Source organism: Paenibacillus sp. RU5M (genome assembly GCF_900221055.1).
GTDB lineage: Bacteria > Bacillota > Bacilli > Paenibacillales > Paenibacillaceae > Paenibacillus > Paenibacillus marchantiae.
In genome coordinates, this window is the sequence record NZ_OBQM01000006.1 from 29789 (window position 1) to 51942 (window position 22154).

Sequence of the window (22154 nt, forward strand, 5' to 3'; positions counted from 1 at the left end):
ACATTCCTCCTCGAATAAGTTTATAAATGATCTTGTATATAACCATTAAGTAATAATTTCGCCAATCCAGTCTGCCAATTCATTGGGCGTAATCGCAGCTACATGTGCACCCATATTGGATAACGTCTGCGCAGCATGTTTGTTGTACACGGTATCTCCGTTAAAATCGAGTGCGGTCAGCACAAGCAATTTGCAGCCCGTATCCAGAATATCCTTACATGCTTTATACATGTGCTGGATCGGGTAACCTTCCTCTAAATCACTAACGAGAATGTATATCGTTTTCCCAGGATTTTCGATTAACGTTTCACCATAACGGAGTGCCTTGGTAATATGCGTTCCCCCGCCAAGCTGCACATTCATAAGCACATCTACCGGATCTTCCAGCCTGTCACTCAAATCGACAACCTGTGTGTCAAAAATGAACAATTTCGTTCGCAGTGCATTCAGGCGATAGAAAATGCTGGCCATCACCGAACTGTATATCACTGAATCCAACATGCTTCCGCTCTCATCCACACCAATGATGATGTCCCACTTGTTGTGAGACTGGATATTCCCGTCAAAATATAGACGATCAATTACAAATCTTCGATTGTTTTTATCATAGTTCTTCAAGTTCTTGGTAATCGTCTGCTTGAAATTCAAATTGCGCAAGGAACGCACCGAACTGGATGCATAACGGCTGCGTTTCCCCATAATGCTTGCTCTGGTCTGAGATTCCAGTTTGCGTCGCAGCTCTTCAACCACGACTCGTACGATTTCCTTGGCGCTCTTTAATACGTCGCCTTTCATTCGTCCTTTAAATTGCATAATGTTCTTGAGTAGGTTCATATTGGGTTCGAGGGATTCCAGCAGCTTTTTGTCCGTTAACAATTCCGTTAGGCCATAACGGTCAAGCGCCTGTTTCTCCAGAATTTCTACCGTTGATTTCGGGAACAGTTCCCTGACCTTATGCAACCATTTGGGAACGGTTAGATCCGAGGGGCCCCTTCCTCCTCCTTTTCTGTAACCCTGCTCTTCACCGTATTCGCGATTATACAAATATCCGAGAATCTCATCGACTTCGGTATATTTAAAATCATCAGGGGAGTAGTCATCTGCATTGGACAGTCCTTCTTCGGAGGATTCACCTAGAATAAGGCGCCAACGGTTTAAGGTTTCTGCCCGGTTCAGCTCTGCATTGTCTTTCACCATTTCCTTGGTTGTATTGGGCTTATTCAGATCAGCTTCCATGCGTCAAACTCCTTCCGAAGGGCTTCATCCCATGTTTTCGTCTGGATCAGCAAACGCTCGTCAACGGAAGGCCATGACATCTCTTCGTTCTCTACCTGATGCAAGCTCGCAACCCGATCCGCAATCAGGCCTGTCTCCATGGGGGTAAAGTAAGTAAACGCCAAGCGAAGCTCAGGGATCATGCGAATAAACTCTTCATAATCAAGCTGCTCAATCATATAGTTCAACTCCGATAAAAGCTGATCTTCATACAAAAAAGCGTCCCGTGCTACAGAGAACACGCCTTGTAGATAAAGTGCAGTCTGGCGAGTCTGTTCCTGCGATCCCCGGATATATGCACGTGCTCGATCCACGATCTCTTCTCTAAGCCTGTCCCCAAGTCCTGAAGATATGGCAATACATACCCCCTCCAGCTGTGCCGGAAGCTGGCTGTCTGACAGAAGTTCATCCAAGTGTGCCCTGAATGGTTCACCTCGAAAATGCTCTTCGGACGATTCCGCCAGCATGGCAAGCAGCTTCAGTCCCTGGACAATCGCTTCATGTTCATCCGGATTCGTTCTTGAGAGCTGCATCAGTTTGTCCACGGCATTGTTATAGGCTTCGGACACGAGATTAAGGAGCTGCTGTTCCTCAGACAACCCAAGAAGTCTGCGATGCTGCTGAATTCGATTCAAAATATGCAGACTTCCGCACAACGACAAGAAATTTCCATCCTTTCGGAGCGCTGACTTCACTTGTTCATACAGCTTCATTGCGGTATCCTGCAGGCCCATGAGCAGAGCCTGAAGCATGGATTTGGCGAGGTCACCGCTGTGATGATCCGGTATTCCCTGCATTTCCTCTTCCATCTTGCGCGTAGCGGCTTCCCGAATTGTGCCTCCATAGAGCGAGTTTTCGATTAATCGAGCCTCAATTCTGGATGAATAGGTATATACCCACGTCTCCCGAACAAGGTTCATGTCGCGCTGTGCAATCCAATCCGGGCCCGATTGTCGCTTCGCGAAATCCGGAACGAGATAGACCACACATTGAAACAATTGACTTTGCCGACGATGATCTGGTTTGGCATATAAATCAAGTATTTTCTTATGTTGGCCTGTAGTACGAATTTGAAGTTTTGATTCTGTACAACGTTCTTTGAAATCCTCAACGATCGGAATACTGAATGGGTTGGGAGCCACTTTTCCGATGACATCTCCGGTTAGCAATCTGTGTAGTTCTTGCAGAGGTTTGTCTGAAGCTAACGTAAGTTCACCCTTAACAAAGGAAGAAAGTGTTGCATCCATCAGCTCATAGACTCCGCCTTCCCTTTTTCCTCTCAGTCCTGCGAGGCCCTGAACCATACTGTACGCCTCAATAGCATCGCTGGTTGATACATGTTCATGTCCTTCCCTCAGCTTGCGGGTTAGTCGTGATAACAAATCCAAAGCGGTCAAATTATACACGGAGCTCTTTTGCCGGAGCAGCTGGGTCCAGATCTGTTCGTAGTAATTCACGTAAGGCATACCGCTTGCATACCCATTCAGCCCATCCGCTTCGGCAAACGTGTAGACCATGGGATACATCTGCTGATGCACCGAATTCTGAGTCTTCGCATGCTTTTGCAACGTCATCTCTTCTGAGTCCGTCCCATGATTCTCGGGTATCAGCAGTCCATACGTATGAAATCCGCCAGTGATAACAAGCACACGTTCATGCTCTTGCCCAGCCTGTTTAATACGACTTCTCATATGAGCTTCTCTTGCCAAATCACCTGTACTGTGCAAGCGCTCCGCTGAATAACACATCCGGGATAAGGTACAGTACGTGAATACATCCTGTACAAATGCCTGTGTTGACTTCTCCAGACCACCAATCTCAAATACGTTCTCCCACAATTCATCGAAACTTCGGCAGTTTGTTTTCTGACATAAACGGTGGATAAACTCAGACCCTGCGAGCAAAGTCTCGTCTTGAATGGATATCTCCCGCTGTTCTGCCTTGTTGGGCTTAGAGAAATGATGATAATCCAGGTCAATAAAAGTTGCAGGGATGCTCAGCCGAGCTGCTTCTTTGAGCGCTACATATTCAGGAGAGTAACGAAGCATCGGATAATAACAGGCCGCTCTCTCCTCTTCACTCTCATAGGTGTAGTAAAGACTAACAGGAGGTATGGTCGCCTCATCAGCCAGAACTTGAAGTAATGGATTGCCGCTCTCAGGTCCTTCGATAAGAATGATGCCCGGCTTGTATTCTTCAATCAATCGCAGCAAATGATAGGAACAGGCTGGACTATGATGGCGTATGGGAAAATAAAGCGTTCCGTTGTTCAGGTTATACACCTGGGACTCAAATAGCGTCTTTAACTGGGCAACATCCAGATCCGCTTTTCCTCTTAACCGATCCATTTCTTTTCCTCGTAGTAATCCTTCCAAATTCCCTCTTCTCTGGACCGCTCCTTCACGACCTTAGAGAAGTAGGTTTTGAGGATGGACAGATCCTTGTCGCTTTCTTTCGCTATCGTCCCCAACATGTTTTGCACCAGCCGATCCAATGCGATTCCCTTGTCTTCGTAATAATAGGAAGTCATTGCACTCTGTACATAAACAGATACGGCTTCAGCCGTACTCATGGACGCTTGGGGCGTATCCAACTTGTAACCTTCCCGCGTCGTTCCTGTGCGAAGCTCCATAAATGTCGTGGCCAGCAATTCAACCACATCCGAATTAATCTCGGTGTCTATTCCGCTATGTAATAATAGGCTTCGCGCCTGGGATTCAATAATCTTGGCTTCCATTTTCACACTGCTGATCGGTTTGATCGTCTCAAAATTGAAACGGCGCTTCAGCGCACCACTCATTTCATTGACACCTTTATCGCGAATGTTCGCCGTAGCAATCACGTTAAACCCTGGTTTGGCAAACAGCACACCACCATCCAGCTCAGGTATACTCATTACCTTGTCACTCAGAATACTGATCAGGCTGTCCTGTGCTTCAGCGGGGCAACGTGTAATCTCCTCAAAACGAGTAAGAATTCCTTTCTTCATTCCGTTATACAAAGGCGAGGGTACAAGTGCAGCTTCGGACGGGCCTTTATCCAGCAGCATGGCATAATTCCAGGAATATTTAATCATGTCTTCGGTTGTACCTGCCGTACCCTGAATTGTGTTTAGGCTGGTACCTGAAATGGCTGCGGTTAGCAATTCACTGAGCATAGTCTTGGCTGTCCCAGGCTCCCCTACCAGCATCAAGCCACGATTGCCTGCCAGTGTCACTACTGCACGTTCAATGAGCACATCGTTGCCATAAAATTTTCTCGTAATCGTGATCTCTTCTCCATCCAATATGGCTGGCTTATCCCTGCCAATAATAAAATCACGCACATATGTAGGGGACAACAGCCAGTTTGGAGGGCGTTTTCCCGTATCTTCTTCTCGCAGTGCCCTTAATTCTGTCTCATATAGTGTCTCGGCGGGCGGCTTAAGCATCTCCATCGTCAAGGTTTCTCCTCTCGCATAAACAGATCGTATGTTCTTATTAAGCTTTATCTTATCACAGCAGCCTTTGAACGAACGTAGAAAACGCCAAAAATGGTTGAAACGTCCTTCTTATCGGCATTCTTCCTGAGCCAATGGACATAGTTCGTAGCATAATTGTGAATTACTTATATCGCTGCATTATGGCGACTGCATTCAAAACTAAGTTGAATCCACGTTGTTGTAGTAGAAAACTTCATATTATAGGCCATACGTCCCTATAGTTCATTAAACGCTCCGTAATATGGTTCAAGCAGCTTAAGTATGTATAATATGAAGCTTTTCATACCATATCTCTTAGTCAAAAACATGGTTTCAATCGTTCCAATATTGAATATATAGTGATGCAGGCTTTTCGTATGAAGCTACTTGCCTTAACATATAATCCCTCAGATAAGATTCGTAACATTACGAGCTTTTGATGAGAGGAGATTAACCATTTGAGTACTAATGAAACTTCACAGCCTGAGTTCTTCACCCGAGAATTTACACAGAACCCTTACCCCGTATATGAAAAGTTGAGACAGAATGATCCCATTTACAGAGTCCTGTTCCCTCATGGTGATTTCGGTTGGATTATTAGCCGCTATGAGGATGCAGTGGAAGTGTTGAAAGACAACCGTTTCAGTAAGGACGTAGTCAAACGTTATGGACCCGATCAACAAAATATATTCGTGCATAACATGCTTTTTTCCGATCCACCTGATCATCGCCGGTTACGTGGACTCGTACAGAAGGCTTTTACTCCCAGATTGATTGAGGGCATGAGAAGCCATATTCAAGATATTGCTGACGATCTCCTGGATAATCTCAATTCCCAGGATAAGATGAATCTGATTGATGAGTTTGCATTTCCATTACCGATCATTGTCATCAGCGAGATCCTGGGTGTACCTCTTGAAGATCAGGACAAATTCCGTCTATGGTCCAATTCCATCATCGATGCGACAAGTGCGGAGCATTCCGAAGTGTTTGAGAAGCATGCCAAGGAATTCATTGATTACCTGAATGCTTGGTTTGCCAAAGTACGCGAGCAGCCGGGTGACGATCTGATCAGCCAGCTCGTTGTAGCAGAAGAATCTGGAGAACAACTCACTGAAAAGGAACTGCTGGGTGTAGTTGCTCTGCTGATCATCGCCGGACACGAAACAACCGTTAACCTGATCGGTAATGGTGTACTTGCTCTATTGGAGCACCCGGAGCAACGCGACCTGTTGATCAAGCAACCTGAATTAATCCATAACGCCGTAGAAGAAATGCTGCGTTATAACGGACCGGTTGAGTTCAGCACATCCCGCTGGGCATCCGAGGACATTGAATTTCATGGACATCACATCGCTGAAGGCGAAATTGTTATTGTAGCGCTGGATTCAGCCAATCGGGATGAAGCGAAATTTAAGGATGCCGATGTTTTTGATATCACTCGCGAGAAGAGCGCACATTTGGCCTTTGGCAAAGGCATTCATCTCTGTCTGGGAGCCCCTCTCGCGCGACTGGAAGGCGAGATTGCCATTAATACGCTGCTTCGCCGCTTTCCTGATATGCAGCTGCAGACGGATGTTAATGAACTTGAATGGAGACCCGGCATGATAGTTCGAGGCGTTAAGGAAATTCCGGTAAAGCTTAAATAGATATGTATTTGAAGCAAGGAAAGCGAGGCACCTGACTGCATGGAAATAAACACCATTGTTTTAGTCGTTTTTTTATTTCTTATTCTTATCTTATTAGTTCGCGTCATCAGCTTGCAGACCCAGTTGAATGAATTGAAAAGGGATGTTGAACGTCTGGAGAATGGTTCAGGCAGTACCGCACACTCCCCTCTCAGTTATAACGATTCTGCAATGAACGTATCTCCACTTCCACCGGCACAGGCTGACCTGACTTGAACTTGATAAAGAATTGCAGGCACTTGCACAACAGGGCAAGAAAATAATTGCAATCAAAAAGGCTCGTGAGGCGAGAAACCTGTCATTGAAAGATGCCAAAGATTATGTTGAGTCTCTTGAACGCCTGTAATAAGTGAGTTTAGATGGGCTTCCCAACTCCCCGCAAAGGTTTTTGCTTTCAGTTGATTCATGTTCAACTGGAAACAACGATCTTCGCGGGGAGTTTACTTTTTTCAAAAGACATGATAAAGTTATTTCAATATTTATAGAAATAAGAAATAAAGACGAAAGGACCGATTTTGATGCAATCCAATCCGATTGATACTGAACAGGCTGTGAAAATTCACAAAGCTCTTGGAGAACAAACGCGATATAAAATCATTCAGATCCTTTCGGGTGAAAGTAACCTGTGCCCAGCTGATTTAGAGAATCGGCTTGTAACTGTAGCGCTCTCCACTTTATCTCATCACCTGAAACAACTTTCCGATTGTGGTTTGTTGACCTCACAAAAGAAAGGTACGTATATTTACTACAGTCTGAATACGGACACTGTACAGAGATTCGTTCCATATCTGTTGGAGAAGTAAAATTTTTGTTTTATATTTCCATAATACTAGAAATATAAAATCATTATATTGGTAATGCTACCTGGTCCGCTGAGCCTCATCGTAGTCGTATAAATACCCTTTTGCCTTAACACCCGGTACATTTGATAGATTAAGTACTCGCTTTGCCTCATTGGTAGATTAGTTTTTTCTTAATCCTGTTCTCTCGTCTTTATTTCTATATTTCTAAAAATATAATAATTATAATCAGAAAGAGGTTATATACTCATGTCTAACACATGGAAAATCTATGTCCTAGCCTTGGTCAGCTTTCTTGTAGGGACCTCCGAATATGTCATTGCAGGCATTCTAGATCGGATCTCGGACACCATGAATATATCGTTGATTGCTGCGGGACAGCTGATCACAATCTTTTCGCTCATTTATGCACTCGGTACGCCCATCATTATCGCTTTAACATCCCGCATGGATCGACGAAAGCTGCTGCTCTACTTTCTGGGACTTTTTGTCGTTGGTAATGTCTTGGCCTACCTGTTACCTGGATATGGACTCTTTATCGCTGCACGTGTCCTCATGGCGCTGGGAGCCGGAGTCGTCGTTGTAACAGCCTTGACAGTCGCTGCCAAAATAGCGCCCTCAGGCAAACAGGCCAGCTCTATCGCAACGGTCATTACGGGGTTTACCGCATCCCTGATCGTGGGAGTTCCATTGGGAAGAATGGTTGCTGCAGCTTGGGATTGGAAACTTATTTTTGCAGGTATCGCGATTTTGGGTGTGATTTCCATGATTGTTATTGCATCTACGATCCCGCCATCTGAAGGCGAAGCACCCGTTCCTTTGAAAAAACAAATAGCGCTCCTCAAACAACCTCGTATTGGATTTGCGCTACTTGTCAGCTTTTTCTGGTTAGGAGGCTATTCTATTGCGTATACCTACATTTCACCCTACTTGGTATCTGTTGCAGGCATGTGCGAAACGTTGTTAAGTTCCGCTTTGCTGGCTTTTGGAATCGCAAGTCTGATTGGTTCCAAATCTGGAGGATACAGCGCCGATCGTATGGGAGTAAAGCGAACACTTATCCTGGGAATGGCCTTGCATGTCGTAAGTATGCTGATGCTGAACATCACGGCTCATTCAGGTGTGGCCATCTTCATTGTGTTGATTCTATGGTCCTTCTCCGCCTGGTCTTCCGGCCCAACACAGCAATATAATCTGGTTACAATGGCTCCAGAATCGTCCGGGATTATGTTAAGTCTGAACAGTTCAGTTATGCAACTAGCCATGGCTGCTGGTGCAGGTATTGGGGGAATCGCCGTCAGCTCAGTATCATTGTCATCCATCACCTGGATTGGAGCTGCAGGAGTGCTAATTGCAATGATCATCATCATTCTTGCCTATCGTCCGGCAATGGCCACAACAGCACAGAGCAAATCTTCCAATGTGGCATGATTGAGCTTAAGTTTAAGAATAAAAATGATAACACGCAAAAAGAGAGGCGCTGTAACATTACAGTTGCCTCTCTTTCTTATTCAGTCTAATTGAAGACTTATTGTGCAGTTACAGCACCATCAATCGGATAAACAGCGCCATTAATATACGGAGCTTCGTCTCCTAGCAGGAAGGATACCAGATTGGCAATCTCTTCAGGCTTACCGAGACGACCGGACGGAATGCTGTCAAGGGTCGCTTTGAATACTTCAGGATTATCCTTACCAAACTGAACCACCATTGGAGTTTCAATCGTACCTGGGGCAATGGCATTCACGCGAATGTTTTCTTTACCATACTCAATGGCCGCTGTACGTGTTAGTCCAACTACGCCATGCTTCGTCGCTGCATATGGTGCAACTGCTTGAACACCCACAATACCTGCTGTAGATGCCGTATTGACGATGGAACCACCACCAGTTTTGAGCATTTCGGTAATCACATACTTCAATCCGTAAAATACACTTCTCAGGTTAATATCAATGATTTGGTCAAACTGCTCGATAGTATGCTCAATTAGTTTGATACCAGGACCAGCGATCCCGGCATTATTGAAGAACATGTCGATTCGGCCGAATTCCTCGATCGTTTTGTTAACATAATTCTCTACCTCGTTCGCCTTGCTTACATCCGTTTGTACAAAAATGGCTTTACCGCCCAGCTTCTCAATCTGTTTTACAGTTTCCTGACCCGTCTCTGCCACGAGATCAACGACCACAATAGATGCGCCCTTCTCTGCCAGCTTCAGTGCAGTCGCTTGGCCCAATCCACTTCCTGCTCCAGTGATAATTGCTACTTTTCCTTTGTGACTCATTTGGATCTCCTCCATGTGTGTTCGTCATCTGTCATCGGATCGGTTAATTCGATATGAAGCGGTCTTGCATCGGAATGCAACATATGTAGGGTGAAAAGCCTTGAATCCTGCCTGACTTTACCTATTTTAAAGGAGTTACAATTTAAAAACAAATCATATAATATGAGTGCATACTATAATATCTATCACATAGTAGACATCTCAAGAAGGGGAATTCCTTAATAAAAGCGTGTAACGTTCCCCTTCTTTTTGGTGAGATGTACAGTTTAATTTCATGCATTTACATTGTCAGATCGACGGTTGAACATGTTGCGATAATGCTAAGGAAAACCTAATACTTATCTTAGCAAATTGGTTTTGGCCAGCTCAATCAGCTCATCGCCACGCCCATTCAGCACCGCCTTCATCATCCATAAGGTGAAGCCTTCGGCCTGTTTTATATTAATCTTCGGAGGCAGGGACAGCTCCTGACGGTTCACCACAACATCAATCAGAACAGGGCCATCATGCTGCAATGCACGCTCTACAGCCTCTTCCAGATCAGCCGGATCTTCAACCCGTATCCCCTCGAGACCCATCGCTTGAGCTACCATGGCAAAGTTGGGATTTACGAGCTCGGTTCCGGATTCAAGCAATCCGGCAGCTTTCATCTCCAGTTCAACAAAACTGAGTGCACCGTTGTTAAACACGACAACTTTAATCGGGAGATTATGCTGTTTAAGCGTCAGAAGGTCACCCATCAGCATGGCAATGCCGCCATCACCGGACAAAGAAATCACTTGTCTTCCCGGATCAGACACCTGTGCTCCAATTGCCTGTGGAAGAGCATTCGCCATAGTGCCATGACTGAATGAACCTAACAATCGACGATTACGGCTCATTTCAATATAGCGAGCCGCCCATACCGTAGGTGTACCTACATCGCAGGTGAAGATCGCATTTTCAGCTGCAGCATCGCTGATAACCTTGGTTAGATACTGTGGATGAATTGGTGTTTTTCCAGGTTTACCTACGGCAAGCTCATCCAATTCTTTACGCACTTTCTCGTAACGTTCCACACTTTTATGCAAATGTTTGTCGCTATGCTCTTCCGTCAGATAAGGTAATAATGTTTCAATGGTTGCCTTTATGTCTCCGCACACTCCATAATCGAGCTTTGTACGGCGGCCAAGGTGTGAAGACTGAATATCCACTTGAAGTACTATCGCCTCGTCCGGGAAGAATTGACGGTACGGAAAATCGGTTCCCAGCATCAGGAGCACATCACAGTCCATCATGGCATGATAACCGGAGGAATATCCGATTAATCCTGTGAGGCCCACCGAATACGGGTTATCGTATTCCAGGTATTCCTTGCCTCGCAAAGCAATAACCATAGGGGATTTCAAGCGATCACAGAGCTGCATCAGAGGTTCACGCGCACCGGCGCAGCCTGCACCACACAGCAACGTAATTTTTTTGCCTTGATTCAGGAATTCCGCCAGTTTCCGCAGTTCAGGTTCGGAAGGGTGTACAACAGGCTGTGTCGCATGATATACATGCTCCGGCACAGGCAGGTCAGCCGCTTCCAAAGCCGCTACATCACCCGGCAGTATAATGACGGAAACGCCTGAACGCGCTACTGCGGTCTGCATTGCCATCGTAAAGGAACGCGGCATCTGTTTGGCTGTTGTGATGACTTCACAATAATGACTGCATTCCTGAAACAAATACTCTGGATGAGTCGCCTGAAAATACTCACTCCCGATCTCATCACTCGGAATATGAGCAGCGATGGCAAGTACCGGTACACGGTTCCGATGACAGTCATACAGACCGTTAATCAAGTGCATGTTTCCCGGTCCGCTACTGCCTGCACATACGGCGATACTTCCGCTCACTTGGGCATCTGCCCCGGCCGCAAAAGCAGCAACTTCCTCATGGCGGACATGAATCCATTCAATTTTACCCGAACGACGGATGGAATCGAGTACCGCATTCAAGGAGTCTCCAACGATACCATAGATGCGTTTGACGCCTGCGTTCAATAGTGCTTCGACCAGAACGTCTGCAATTGTTTTTTTCATGACAGGTCGGTCTCCTTTATTCGCTTATTTTGAGTTATGTTTCCACAGCGTTAAACTACCTATTCTTTTACCCCAATCTTTTGAAATTAGAAACAAAATCATATGTATTTATGGATATATACAAAAATCCGCTTGTCATGGACTGACAAGCGGATCATGGGTTGTTATGGTTTAAAAAGCGGTTCATTGCATATTTAGTAATTCATTCACATCCATAAATCAATATTAAATGGCAGGCATCACGTTGCCTCCACTGACTGGGATATAAGCTCCTGTAATAAAAGAGGACAGGTCGGATGCCAGAAATGCTACGGCATTGGCAATTTCCTGATCTTCTCCCCTACGTTTCAACGGAACAGTTTGAATATAACCCTCATCATGTCCCGACTCGTTGTTGCGATCGCGCTCACTGATCATCCATCCAGGTGCAACCTGGTTGACCGTAATCTGATATTCGCCTACCTCTTTCGCCAACACACGGTACAAACCGTCCATGCCGCGTTTTCCTGCTGTATATGCAGATTGAGTAGCAAAATTTTGCATCGCACATTCCGTATTGATACCAATGAATCGACCAGCTCTGGCTTCTTTCATATATGGGATGAATGCTTTGGCAAGATACACACTCTGCATCACACATGATTCGAACTGGCTTATATAATCATCCGGCGATTGTTCCAGCACCGTTGTCCAGGCATATTGGATGACTGCATTGGCAACAACGATATCGACATCGCCGAGGCTGGACTGAATTTCATCCCGCATCCGAAATGCCGTATCCTGCTTCGTGATATCGCCCTGAACAATGACCGTTTTTCGACCGATGGCTTCAATCTCAGCCTGAAGTTCTCTAGCCTTCGTATCATTATTTATGTAATGCAGCGCGAGATCAGCACCACAGTCTGCCAACGTACGAGCGATGACCCTTCCCAATTGACCGGTTGCGCCTGTCACCAGTGCCGTTTTACCTGTAAGATCCAATTTCATAAGGACAGTCCCCTCCTTTGAGCCACATGTGTAATCACGAAATTTAGCGATGAAGAAAGAAGGATTTTAAAATGATGTAACCATCATTAATCAAACTGGAAAACGCTTTCGAAGTTCATGCTATTTTCGGTTTGGTTCAATGAGACTCATCATTTTATTAATTTCCGTGCTGAATGAGATCGATTTCCTGGAAGCGACTAACTTCTTTTTCCCACCGTTCCTCTACATATTTGCGGTGAACCGGGTGATCATTATATGCATCATATGCAGCCTGATTGGCGAATACCATCGAAAAACTGTAATCAAACTCGTTCTTTTCGCTCACCTGACGCAGGACCTGGAATTGCTCTACACCGGGAATATTCGCCAGTGCATCCGCACTTTCTTTCAAAAATGCCTCTGCTTCTGGTGTATCTTTACCTGCGTAAAGTGTAAACGTTACCATATGATTGATGTTGCTCATCTCTATTTCCTCCTCCAATATGTCTGACTCTGTTTCCTAGTGTACATCCGAAACTATTGTAAGCGCAATAATTGGTTGAATTAATTTTAGAGGAATTGAATATATATGGGTATTAGAATTACTTTTAAGTCGGAATTACATGGGTTTACCTATCGGCATGTATACAAAAAAACCTCAGGATTAATCCCGAGGTTTTCTTGTAATGGTTTGGACAACCTATTTGATGTTGTATTTACGGTTAAATTTATCAACACGACCACCGATGTCCACGTTTCTTTGTTTACCAGTGAAGAATGGGTGGGATGCGGAGCTAGTGTCCACACGGATTACTGGGTAAGATTTACCATCTTCCCATTCCATTGTTTCGTTCGAGAATTTAGTCGAAGAACTCAGGAATTTGTAATCAGCACTTGCATCGAAGAAAATTACTGTTTGTGTCTTTGGATGGATATCAGCTTTTGGCATAATCTATTTACACTCCTTTAATATGGGTACTTCTTAGAATAGAACTAAATTTTATTATACTCTTTTTTTGGACGAAGTACCAGTCGGAATTGAAGAAACGATAAATATTTTATAATTCACTATGATTTGCACAGGTTTCAGAGTTCAAGTTAAGCCCTTCTCCAGCACATTTAGCATATATTCCAAAGCTTCAAGTTCATCTCTTCCCCGTGTCTGCAATCTCACCACACTGCCATGTCGAATGGGGAGAAGCGCCATTCCGAGCAGGCTTTTGACATCTACACGATGCTCATGATTCGCATCCATAAATGACAATGAAATATCCGAGGCAAAACGCGACGCTTGCGAAGATACAGACATCAGATCATCTCGGTGGAAATCAGAGTGAATCATAAATTCATGTGTTCTCACAACCTTCAGTTCCTTTCGCTAGATGCTGATTAACCCATTTGGTGTGTATCATTTTATATATTAAAATCTTCAAGCATTATACCACGTTATGGAAGCTTGTTTAATCCTTTTATGGAGAAAAATACAAAAAAAGAAGCCCTAAATATCAGGGCTCCTTTGAACTAGATTCATTTGCCGTTCGGATACACCATTACTTTCAGACTGCCACTTTTGTTGTGCAATGCCCGTTCCATGGCCTGCTGCGTCTCCTCAAGCGAATAACGGTCAGTAATCAGGGACATTACATCATGCTGGCCTGAACTCAGAAATTCAATTCCCGCCGGATACGTATTGGCGTAACGGAAGATTCCGTATATATCCACCTCGTTGTCCGCGATAAAAGGAACATTCAAGGCAATTTCGTCCTGTGCAGGCAGTCCTACAATAGCAAGCTTGCCTCCTCGCCGGAGCGAATATAATGCCGACTGAAGCGCCTTCGGATTCCCCGCAGTTTCCCAAGCCGTATCTACACCGACGCCGTTCGTTAACTCACGGATCACCGCCTGTGCATCCTCGTTCCGTACATTAATGGTATGGGTTGCGCCCATACGACGAGCAGCCTCTAACCGCACTTCCTCCAGATCGGTGACGATGATGCGTTCTACGCCAAACGATTTGGCAGCTGCAACGGCCATCAATCCAACAGGCCCCATGCCCATAATGGCAAGTGTAGTGCCCGGAGCCAGTTTACTGCGTCTTGCAGCATGAATGCCAACCGAGAAAGGTTCATTCATGGCTGCCTCTTCAAAAGACAGATGATCCGGGATCGGGAAAACCATATCTTCACGAATGGTCATGTACTGTACAAATGCCCCATCCACCGGAGGCGTCGCCAGAAATTGCACATCGGGACACAGATTATAACGACCTTCTTTGCATGCCGTGCATCGTCCGCAGGTTACCCCAGGCTCAATAGCTACCCGATCTCCTTCTTTCAGCCGTGATACTTTTGAGCCTACAGCCGCTACGATACCTGCACATTCATGTCCAAGTATAATCGGTTTCTCAACTACAAATCGGCCAATTCTACCATGTTCAAAATAATGCACATCCGATCCGCAGACGCCAACGGCCATCACCTGAATGAGCACTTCGTCTTCAGCCGGCTGTGGTACAGCCTGTTCTTCAATGATGATGTGCCCCGGCTCTGTCATGACAGCAGCCTTCATAGTTTCGGGTAATTGATGATGTCCCATATGTTCCCTCCTTCTCGTGTATGCCAACGTTGTTCTTTCCTCCGAAGAAGATCCGACTGTTTTATATACTCTCGTATCCAGATTAATATATCGTTCTTCCTTGTTTATCTGCAATACCACTTTTGCGATAGAAGTACGTATTGATCATATCTCGCCATTCCTTGGCGTGCTCCGCCTGCCCTGCCTGTAACGCAGACACCTTATCAAATACATTTGGATCAATCTTGCCTTCCAGCTGTCTCCAGGTCTGTGCTAATGCTTTCGCCTGCTCTGCTCCATCAAAATGTGTATCATAAATGTGCTGAATGACCGTTTTGCCAGAATTCAGAACATGCGTATACGGGACATGGTGGAAAAATAATAGCAGCTCGTCCGGACAGGAGTCTACGGATTCATATCTTTCGGCATTTTCGCGGTGGTATTGGGAAGTGTATCCTGTTCCACTGCTCATTGTCCGGTCCACACCAATGCCATCACAATCGGCAAAATGATACGTGCCCCACTTGGAATATTCATAGCCATCCACATTAGGCCCATAATGGTGCTCCGGATTAACCATCCAGCCTACACCGAGCGGTGCCGTATAACTTTCATAGATATGGAGTGAATTCAAAAGCATGCCAGAGATTAGACGAACGACCTCTTCGTCATGTCCGAATGTAAGTCTGACCCACTCCTCCGCAATCTCTTCCGATGACAGCTCTGGATTCCAAGCAAGTCTTCCATATCCATATAGATTCGCCTGAGCGAGCGGATGTCCTGTCCAGCAAGCATCTGCACCGATATTGGATACTGCGGCAAAGCCGCTGTAGGGCCTGTTGTACAGAGAACCGTCAGTAATGCGTTTGATTTCAGAACCCGGCCCCTTGGCGAACGTATCAAAATCCAATACTTCTTTCCACTGTGGAATCAGATAACACAGATGCCGCTGCTGACCCGTATACTCTTGCGTAATCTGGAACTCCAATACCTGATTTGTGTTCTCCATTGCTCCGAACAGTGGAGATACGGCCTCGCGAACCTGAAAGTCCATTGGCCCATTCTTGATCTGTAAAATGACGTTATCCGCAAATCGGCCATCCAGTGGTTTGAAGTGGTCATATGCCGCCCGTGCACGATCCGTGGAGCGGTCACGCCAGTCTTGTTTACAGTTATAGACGAAGCAGCGCCATATTACCAGTCCACTAAACGGGCGAAGTGCCTCGGCCAGCATGTTCGCTCCATCGGCATGATCACGGTTATATGTGAAGGGTCCTGGCCGATTTTCCGAATCCGCTTTGATCAGATAGCCGCCAAAATCCGGGATTGCCGCATACACCTTGGCTGTCTGAATGTTCCACCATTCACGGACCTGTTCATCCAGCGGATCTGCCGTAAGCAATCCACCAATCTCTATTGGACTAGCGTAGTTGGCGCTCAAGAACAATCGGATGCCGTATGCTCTGAATTGGGCAGCAACCTTCGCAACATCACCCAGGAAACGTTCCGTCAGGAACAGGCTCTCACGCTGATGAACGTTGACGTTATTGATTGAAATGGCGTTAAGGCCTGTAGAAGCGAGCAATCTGGCATAATCTCGAATACGCCCGAGGTCACGAGTGAATTCTCCATTGTCATAGAAAATGGATTTTCCAGCATAACCACGCTCAATGCTTCCGTCCACATTATCCCACTGATTGATCATGCGTAATGCATTAACAGGCTGCTCTGAAATGTAGCTTAATCTTACCTCAGCAGGATGCACTTCGTTTGAGTTTTCTTGCTCCAGAACAAGTTCTCTCAACAAATGAAAAGTACCATATAGAACACCTTGAGGGGTTTCAGAACCAATAAACAGCCTACCCTGCTCTTTATCTTCGCGGATAATATAACCTTCTCCCTGCACGGTAGAGCGTTCCGTGTCGCTGAAGGACTGAGCCACGGCTTCTGAGCCCGTCCATGTGCCAAGCCAGATCCCTTTTGCCTCCTGGTGAACTGAATCCGACTCACTCACTTGACTGGCAGTTTCCTGATTAACTTTCGGTTTGATTCCAAACAGCTTATCCAGTCCCTGAGTCAGTTCTGCTATTGCTGTTGATATGATTTCCTGATCTTCCGCCACAGTCACGGTATGGCTCCAGACGGGGGCTGTCTTTTTGGCGGCCCCTTTCACTGCGGATTGACTTTGAAGATATCCAAGCCACGCATCGTATTGCGGGCCGGAGATATTGGATTGAACGTTTGTGTTGCTCATTGTACAGCCTCCTTGCTGGCATAGATCTGTTCCAGACGATTACCTTTGCCTTCGAGCAACCATAGAATTGATGTTACTCCGCGCGGGTAATACTTGCTTCCGACCGCCACACCTGCCAGGATCTGGTCACTCCAGCACCAGTAGGATTCCTCTGGATGCAGCAGCCAGTTTACATGAGCTGCGTCAGAAGCCTTGCCTGTTTTATCCCATTCCACGCCCAGCAGTTCTCGTGCGATGAATTGGGATAGATATATTTTGCTGAGCCATGAGTTATTGCTCGTAGAGGATAGCTTCCAGCCTCCATCTTCAAACAGACAAGTACCAGGGACAAGAACTGTTTTAAAATGGGTCCGAAGCGCTTGCAGGTAAGACCCGAAACGGCCATTTACATCCAGCGCGCCTTCACAGCCGGTGAAGTATGGGAACACCAAGCCTTCAATGGCTGGAATGATGCGGGAATCATTATTTTCGGCGATCACTGCCGGAATGTAGCCACCGTCGGTTAACTGGGCTGCTATACTGGCTGCACAGCGATCCGCCTGACGTCCTGCATGATGAGACAGTTCAGCCAGCTTCTCTGCAGCGAACAGCTTCTCCAGTGCAACATAGACGGCCCAGCATTTTCCTGCCAGATAGATGTTGTTGCGGGATTGTCCAAGTGACACATCCAGGCTGTCGTAAGTGGTAATCTCGGCTCCGCCCTTGGTACGACTGCTATCCAGCCCCATTAGACCATTGCGTTGGTGTTCATCCGGATGATCCCGGTTTAACATGCTTTCGAAGCAATCCCGAATGACGGGCAGCATCTCCTTAACAAATTCCCGATCCTGCGTCTGTTCAATATATACAGTTGCACAGCAGAGCCAGTTGACCAGTTCCTCGTGGCTCATTTGCGAGAAGCAGTCATCAATGCCCACGAGCTCATACGCCGAGTGCCCTGGACGTGAGAATACATTGGCTACGCCGATATCATGCGTGAAAGTAATGCCGCCCGGATATTCTTTCTCTTCGCCCGGGAACCGCACTTGATCTGTATAACTGTAGTGTTTCACAAACCACTCTAACTCGTTACGCACGGTCCAAGGGTTTAAGGCAAGTTCAAAATACAACTGATCTGCGGTCAGATCGAGTGTGTTCATCATCCGGTATTCGCCTTCATTTACGATCCAGAACGGCTCTCCATCCGCATCCAGCAGTTGTGTACTTGCATAATAGCTGTGAATGGAATGGGCAAGCATAAATGACTGATCTTCACTCAAAGCAGCTACTCCGAGACGTTGCTCAATTTCCTTACAGGAAGCAGTCAGCTCGTTGAAACGGTTAAGCGCATATTTCCCGGCTTCCTGGATATCTGCAAAATAACGTGTATACCAATAGGTCGTGTCCATACCCGAAGTAACGATCCCGCCGCGATAAAAACAGACGGCAAATTGGTACGTACGCTTCTCTCCGGCGGGAACGTCCATCAACAACGCAGCTGTTTCACCTAGACCGAAGGCCAGATTCTCACGATGTTTCTCCTGCAATATCTTCTCCAATGTAAATCCTCGAGCAGGCCATAGACCCTCATCCGCAGATAAAATGGCAGTTAGGCGACCTTGTCCAACCCCGGTTAATGCCCCACCCTCAGGTCCTCCGATGATACGCATGGCTGAGTAAGGATCATTTCCCTGGTAGCCAAAATATGCTTTACGCGACTGGCGTCCTTGCGTGTTATCAATTGTTATCTCCACCAGCACCGCAGGCACAAGCGCATCCATTATTGCTTCACGATCGCCACTCAGCGGTTCGGGTACAGGACGCACAGGTGAGTAAATACGGAAAGTCAGATCACCCGCCGTCCACGTATCTGTTCCCGAAGTAAACTCGCGCGTAATCTCTTCATCGCGGAACGCTGAAATTAGCGGGCGTGTTCCCTGTGCTGCCGCTGGTGTGCTCAATCCATTTTCTGTCGAGGCCGAAGACACCTGATCTGAATCCGAATTGTCCACTTTCTCTACATCATATCGAACGCTTGCATCTTCAACGGCTTCGAAAAATGGTAAAGCTTCGTAGTTCTCACTGTCGCGAGATTGTAAACCGATATATATATTCTGATCTGCTGGCTTGCCAAGCTCCAGGCCTAGTCCGCCTTTGGCTCCTTTGTATCCAAGCGTAAAGCTGGCAAAAGCCCCGATCGGTGAGTGATGGGCATTATAAAAGATGGACTTGGATGTGCTCATGAACGATGACCCCTCTCAAAATGGTTTGCATACGTTTTCATTAGCCCCATCCTACCATGGGCATTCCACCGTAGACCATGGTCAAATCAATCGGATATTTACCCAAATCAAGCTAATAGACTATAATATAAATAAAGCGGTTACATCTGTTTCTATTTTTATTAAGGGGGTCTTCCATGTCTTCCACCTATTTGCCTCCCGCTCTGGGAGAGAGTATGCATGAGGTGTTTTACCCAGATGTACAAACAACGGTGAATTTGTTCGCTATACATTTGCGAAGTGTCGGCGCGGATTGGGATTATCCAGCTCACGAACATCCACAATATGAGCTGAATTATGTAACAGAAGGCGAACAATATATGACCGTGAACGGCAAACTGTATATTCAAAAGGCTGGCGAATTGCTCCTGATTCCTCCAGGAAGCATTCATTCCAGCCTGAGCCATAACGGCAAGGGGTTTACGTATTTTTGCATGCATTTTGATATCGATGATCAGTTATTTCTCTCTTTGCTTGCACGAATCAAGCAGGTTTTGTTCGATGCAGATAGTCCGGTTACCCGCCAGATCGAGCCTGTACTTCGCAAATTAATGTCTTCTGCAGATAACCGGGCGGCGAGTACGATGGTGCAGCGCATGCAGTTGCAATCGGCGGTATTTGAGTTGTTCGGCCATTTGTGGGAGGCTGTCTCTCAGGAAGCAGCTCAAATGTTTACGGACGGATATGAAAAGATCGAACTGGCCCATCAAATTCGTAATCGGCTGCAAGGACTGGTGAGTCAGCAATTCAAGCAGGGACGTGAGTCCGACAGCCATTATGGCATTGATGATATTGCAGCAGAGCTGGGCATCAGTTCCTCACATTGTAACCGTGTATTTCGGCAGGTATATGGTCAGTCTCCGCGTGTATATTTATCTGAAATGGTTCTGCATGAAGCCAAAGTTCTGCTGGGCAACCCTAAGTTGTCGGTTCAGAACATCGCTGCCATGCTAGGTTACAAGGATATTGCCCATTTCAGTCGTCAATTCAAGCGCTGGTCAGGGATTTCACCCACACGCTACAGACAGGAACAGCCTGTTCCGGAATGAGCTTCATCCATTGAAGATCATTCCAGTATGGCCTCTACGTTGTATATGATTAAACGCCGGTTCTTTTATTTCAAAAGACGTTTAATCGTCTTCAGCTTGTTATCGTATGGCGGATATAAAATCGACAAGTTCAATCTGGTGCTCTTTTTGAGCACACTTTTCATATGAGAGAAGGTCTCCAGGCTATAACGCCCGTGATATGAACCAAGACCGGAATGTCCTACCCCTCCAAAAGGCAGACGTGGGTTGGCTACATGGGTAATCGTATCGTTAATGCATCCTCCCCCAAAAGAAACCTCGCGCATCACTTTATCTTGTAGTTGTGTATCTGATGTAAAGAGATATAGCGCCAGCGGTTTCGGCCGCTTCTCAATTCCTGCAATCGCCTCATCAATATGGGAATAACTGATAATCGGCAGAATCGGACCAAAAATTTCGTCTTCCATCGTTGCCGCTTCCCACGATTCAGCATCAATAAATGTCGGTTCAATAAAGCGGTCTTCCTCATCGGATTGACCACCATAGATGACGAGGGCTTGATCGCGTTCAATAAGGGTAGTGAGACGTTTGAAATGCGCCTTGTTGACGATTCGCCCATAATCTCGATTATGCTGAATATCTGTGCCAAAGAACATTTCCACTGCTGCTTTCATTTCGGAGATCAACGAATCTTTCACCTGTTCATGCACAAGCAGATAATCCGGAGCGATGCAGGTCTGACCCGTATTGAGCAGCTTTCCCCATATAATACGCTGTGCAGCCACTTTGATATCTGCATGCTTATCCACGATGACTGGACTTTTACCGCCAAGCTCCAGCGTCACTGGAACGAGATTTTTGGCAGCGGCCTCCATGACAATTTTGCCAACGGGTACACTTCCTGTAAAAAAGATATAGTCAAAAGGCGCATTAATAAGCGCCGTAGTTGTGTCTTTGGCTCCTTCGACCACGTGAACGTATGCTGGTTCGAATACCGAGCTAATCATCTCGCGAATAACAGCTGAGACGGCTGGTGTGTTCTCTGATGCTTTGAGGACTGCCGTATTGCCTGCTGCCAACGCACCAACCAGGGGTTCAATTAACAGCTGGAATGGATAGTTAAAAGGTCCAATAATCAATACCGCACCATAAGGCTCAGGAATGATATAACTTTTCGACCCGATCAGCGCGAATTGGGTTTTGACTTTGACCGGCTTGACCCATTTCTTCACTTGCCGAATGGTGTGCGTGATACTATCCAGCATGAATCCAATCTCTGTAGTATACGATTCGAACTCACTCTTGCCCAAATCCTGATAGAGCGCCTCAGTAAGACGGGACTCATACTTCTGAATCGCCTGTTTCAACCGGGTTAAATGTGTAATGCGAGACTCGGCCGAACGAGAAGCCCCTGAGCGAAAAAACTGCCGTTGCTGCTGTAAAATTTCTTCGACTTCATGTTCGCTTAATTCCTGCATGACACTCATATAATACAACT

19 protein-coding genes are annotated in these 22154 nt (G+C 46.1%); 6 read left to right on the plus strand and 13 right to left on the minus strand.

Annotated features, from left to right (window positions below; all coding sequences use genetic code 11):
* Positions 1-45: 45 nt before the first annotated feature.
* Genes CRO25_RS18165 through CRO25_RS18175 form a run of 3 tightly spaced genes read right to left on the minus strand, consistent with a single transcriptional unit; the run spans position 46 to position 4711 of the window.
* A complete protein-coding gene (locus CRO25_RS18165) occupies positions 46-1197 on the minus strand; it encodes a VWA domain-containing protein (RefSeq protein WP_256863702.1) in 1152 nt (383 codons plus the stop codon).
* A gap of 23 nt (positions 1198-1220) precedes the next feature.
* Positions 1221-3623 carry a DUF5682 family protein gene (locus CRO25_RS18170; RefSeq protein ID WP_079695946.1) on the minus strand — a complete coding sequence of 801 codons (2403 nt, stop codon included), beginning with the start codon at positions 3621-3623 and terminating at the stop codon, positions 1221-1223.
* The gene (locus CRO25_RS18175) at positions 3611-4711 is read right to left on the minus strand and encodes an AAA family ATPase (protein ID WP_079695947.1); all 1101 of its coding nucleotides are present in this window, start codon (positions 4709-4711) and stop codon (positions 3611-3613) included. The genes CRO25_RS18170 and CRO25_RS18175 overlap by 13 nt, the downstream gene beginning before the upstream one ends.
* Positions 4712-5193: 482 nt before the next feature.
* On the opposite strand from CRO25_RS18175, the gene CRO25_RS18180 reads away from it, so the two are divergent.
* The 5 genes from CRO25_RS18180 to CRO25_RS18195 all read left to right on the plus strand — a co-directional run bounded on the left by CRO25_RS18180 (position 5194) and on the right by CRO25_RS18195 (position 8654).
* The gene (locus CRO25_RS18180; RefSeq protein WP_079695948.1) at positions 5194-6384 is read left to right on the plus strand and encodes a cytochrome P450; all 1191 of its coding nucleotides are present in this window, start codon (positions 5194-5196) and stop codon (positions 6382-6384) included.
* A gap of 39 nt (positions 6385-6423) precedes the next feature.
* Positions 6424-6639 (plus strand): hypothetical protein, encoded by a 216-nt coding sequence (locus CRO25_RS33930; protein WP_256863679.1) that lies wholly within the window; start codon positions 6424-6426, stop codon positions 6637-6639.
* Between the two features lie 13 nt (positions 6640-6652).
* On the plus strand, positions 6653-6769 hold the full coding sequence (locus CRO25_RS33935; RefSeq protein WP_079695949.1) for a ribosomal protein L7/L12: 117 nt from the start codon (positions 6653-6655) through the stop codon (positions 6767-6769).
* Between the two features lie 172 nt (positions 6770-6941).
* A complete protein-coding gene (locus CRO25_RS18190; RefSeq protein WP_063563870.1) occupies positions 6942-7226 on the plus strand; it encodes a helix-turn-helix transcriptional regulator in 285 nt (94 codons plus the stop codon).
* 246 nt (positions 7227-7472) lie between these two features.
* On the plus strand, positions 7473-8654 hold the full coding sequence (locus CRO25_RS18195) for an MFS transporter (RefSeq protein ID WP_079695950.1): 1182 nt from the start codon (positions 7473-7475) through the stop codon (positions 8652-8654).
* Positions 8655-8751: 97 nt separating this feature from the next.
* Here CRO25_RS18195 and CRO25_RS18200 read toward each other — a convergent pair whose 3' ends face one another.
* From CRO25_RS18200 to CRO25_RS18240, 9 genes are all read right to left on the minus strand, one after another.
* The gene (locus tag CRO25_RS18200) at positions 8752-9507 is read right to left on the minus strand and encodes an SDR family NAD(P)-dependent oxidoreductase (RefSeq protein WP_063563872.1); all 756 of its coding nucleotides are present in this window, start codon (positions 9505-9507) and stop codon (positions 8752-8754) included.
* A gap of 338 nt (positions 9508-9845) precedes the next feature.
* Positions 9846-11573 (minus strand): ubiquinone-dependent pyruvate dehydrogenase, encoded by a 1728-nt coding sequence (poxB, locus tag CRO25_RS18205; protein WP_079695951.1) that lies wholly within the window; start codon positions 11571-11573, stop codon positions 9846-9848.
* 225 nt (positions 11574-11798) lie between these two features.
* Positions 11799-12560 (minus strand): SDR family NAD(P)-dependent oxidoreductase, encoded by a 762-nt coding sequence (locus tag CRO25_RS18210; RefSeq protein WP_079695952.1) that lies wholly within the window; start codon positions 12558-12560, stop codon positions 11799-11801.
* A 157-nt stretch (positions 12561-12717) separates the two neighbouring features.
* The gene (locus CRO25_RS18215; protein ID WP_063563875.1) at positions 12718-13023 is read right to left on the minus strand and encodes a Dabb family protein; all 306 of its coding nucleotides are present in this window, start codon (positions 13021-13023) and stop codon (positions 12718-12720) included.
* A 216-nt stretch (positions 13024-13239) separates the two neighbouring features.
* Positions 13240-13488, minus strand: coding sequence for a type B 50S ribosomal protein L31 (locus CRO25_RS18220; RefSeq protein ID WP_079695953.1), 249 nt, complete (start codon positions 13486-13488; stop codon positions 13240-13242).
* A gap of 144 nt (positions 13489-13632) precedes the next feature.
* Positions 13633-13899, minus strand: a complete 267-nt coding sequence (locus CRO25_RS18225) for an HPr family phosphocarrier protein (RefSeq protein ID WP_063563877.1) — start codon at positions 13897-13899, stop codon at positions 13633-13635.
* A 167-nt stretch (positions 13900-14066) separates the two neighbouring features.
* Complete coding sequence (locus CRO25_RS18230) at positions 14067-15134, minus strand: NAD(P)-dependent alcohol dehydrogenase (RefSeq protein ID WP_079695954.1); 1068 nt, start codon at positions 15132-15134, stop codon at positions 14067-14069.
* Positions 15135-15216: 82 nt separating this feature from the next.
* On the minus strand, positions 15217-17367 hold the full coding sequence (locus CRO25_RS18235) for an alpha-glucuronidase family glycosyl hydrolase (protein ID WP_079695955.1): 2151 nt from the start codon (positions 17365-17367) through the stop codon (positions 15217-15219).
* On the minus strand, positions 17364-19589 hold the full coding sequence (locus CRO25_RS18240) for a glycoside hydrolase family 52 protein (protein WP_079695956.1): 2226 nt from the start codon (positions 19587-19589) through the stop codon (positions 17364-17366). Before CRO25_RS18240 ends, CRO25_RS18235 begins: the two co-directional genes overlap by 4 nt.
* Before the next feature lie 176 nt (positions 19590-19765).
* Between CRO25_RS18240 and CRO25_RS18245 the strand changes: the two genes are divergently transcribed.
* Positions 19766-20677, plus strand: coding sequence for an AraC family transcriptional regulator (locus CRO25_RS18245; RefSeq protein ID WP_079695957.1), 912 nt, complete (start codon positions 19766-19768; stop codon positions 20675-20677).
* A gap of 65 nt (positions 20678-20742) precedes the next feature.
* On the opposite strand, the gene CRO25_RS18250 is transcribed toward CRO25_RS18245, so the two are convergent.
* Complete coding sequence (locus CRO25_RS18250) at positions 20743-22134, minus strand: aldehyde dehydrogenase (protein ID WP_079696157.1); 1392 nt, start codon at positions 22132-22134, stop codon at positions 20743-20745.
* Positions 22135-22154 lie beyond the last annotated feature (20 nt).

Coding starts and splice junctions, on each gene's coding strand:
- CRO25_RS18175 (WP_079695947.1), bottom strand. CDS start 4,711: ATGGAGATGCTTAAGCCGCCCGCCGAGACACTATATGAGACAGAATTA.
- poxB (WP_079695951.1), bottom strand. CDS start 11,573: ATGAAAAAAACAATTGCAGACGTTCTGGTCGAAGCACTATTGAACGCA.
- CRO25_RS18165 (WP_256863702.1), bottom strand. CDS start 1,197: ATGGTGAAAGACAATGCAGAGCTGAACCGGGCAGAAACCTTAAACCGT.
- CRO25_RS33930 (WP_256863679.1), top strand. CDS start 6,424: ATGGAAATAAACACCATTGTTTTAGTCGTTTTTTTATTTCTTATTCTT.
- CRO25_RS18200 (WP_063563872.1), bottom strand. CDS start 9,507: ATGAGTCACAAAGGAAAAGTAGCAATTATCACTGGAGCAGGAAGTGGA.
- CRO25_RS18230 (WP_079695954.1), bottom strand. CDS start 15,134: ATGGGACATCATCAATTACCCGAAACTATGAAGGCTGCTGTCATGACA.
- CRO25_RS18170 (WP_079695946.1), bottom strand. CDS start 3,623: ATGGATCGGTTAAGAGGAAAAGCGGATCTGGATGTTGCCCAGTTAAAG.
- CRO25_RS18250 (WP_079696157.1), bottom strand. CDS start 22,134: ATGCAGGAATTAAGCGAACATGAAGTCGAAGAAATTTTACAGCAGCAA.
- CRO25_RS18195 (WP_079695950.1), top strand. CDS start 7,473: ATGTCTAACACATGGAAAATCTATGTCCTAGCCTTGGTCAGCTTTCTT.
- CRO25_RS18245 (WP_079695957.1), top strand. CDS start 19,766: ATGTCTTCCACCTATTTGCCTCCCGCTCTGGGAGAGAGTATGCATGAG.
- CRO25_RS18235 (WP_079695955.1), bottom strand. CDS start 17,367: ATGAGCAACACAAACGTTCAATCCAATATCTCCGGCCCGCAATACGAT.
- CRO25_RS18190 (WP_063563870.1), top strand. CDS start 6,942: ATGCAATCCAATCCGATTGATACTGAACAGGCTGTGAAAATTCACAAA.
- CRO25_RS18210 (WP_079695952.1), bottom strand. CDS start 12,560: ATGAAATTGGATCTTACAGGTAAAACGGCACTGGTGACAGGCGCAACC.
- CRO25_RS18215 (WP_063563875.1), bottom strand. CDS start 13,023: ATGAGCAACATCAATCATATGGTAACGTTTACACTTTACGCAGGTAAA.
- CRO25_RS18240 (WP_079695956.1), bottom strand. CDS start 19,589: ATGAGCACATCCAAGTCCATCTTTTATAATGCCCATCACTCACCGATC.
- CRO25_RS18220 (WP_079695953.1), bottom strand. CDS start 13,488: ATGCCAAAAGCTGATATCCATCCAAAGACACAAACAGTAATTTTCTTC.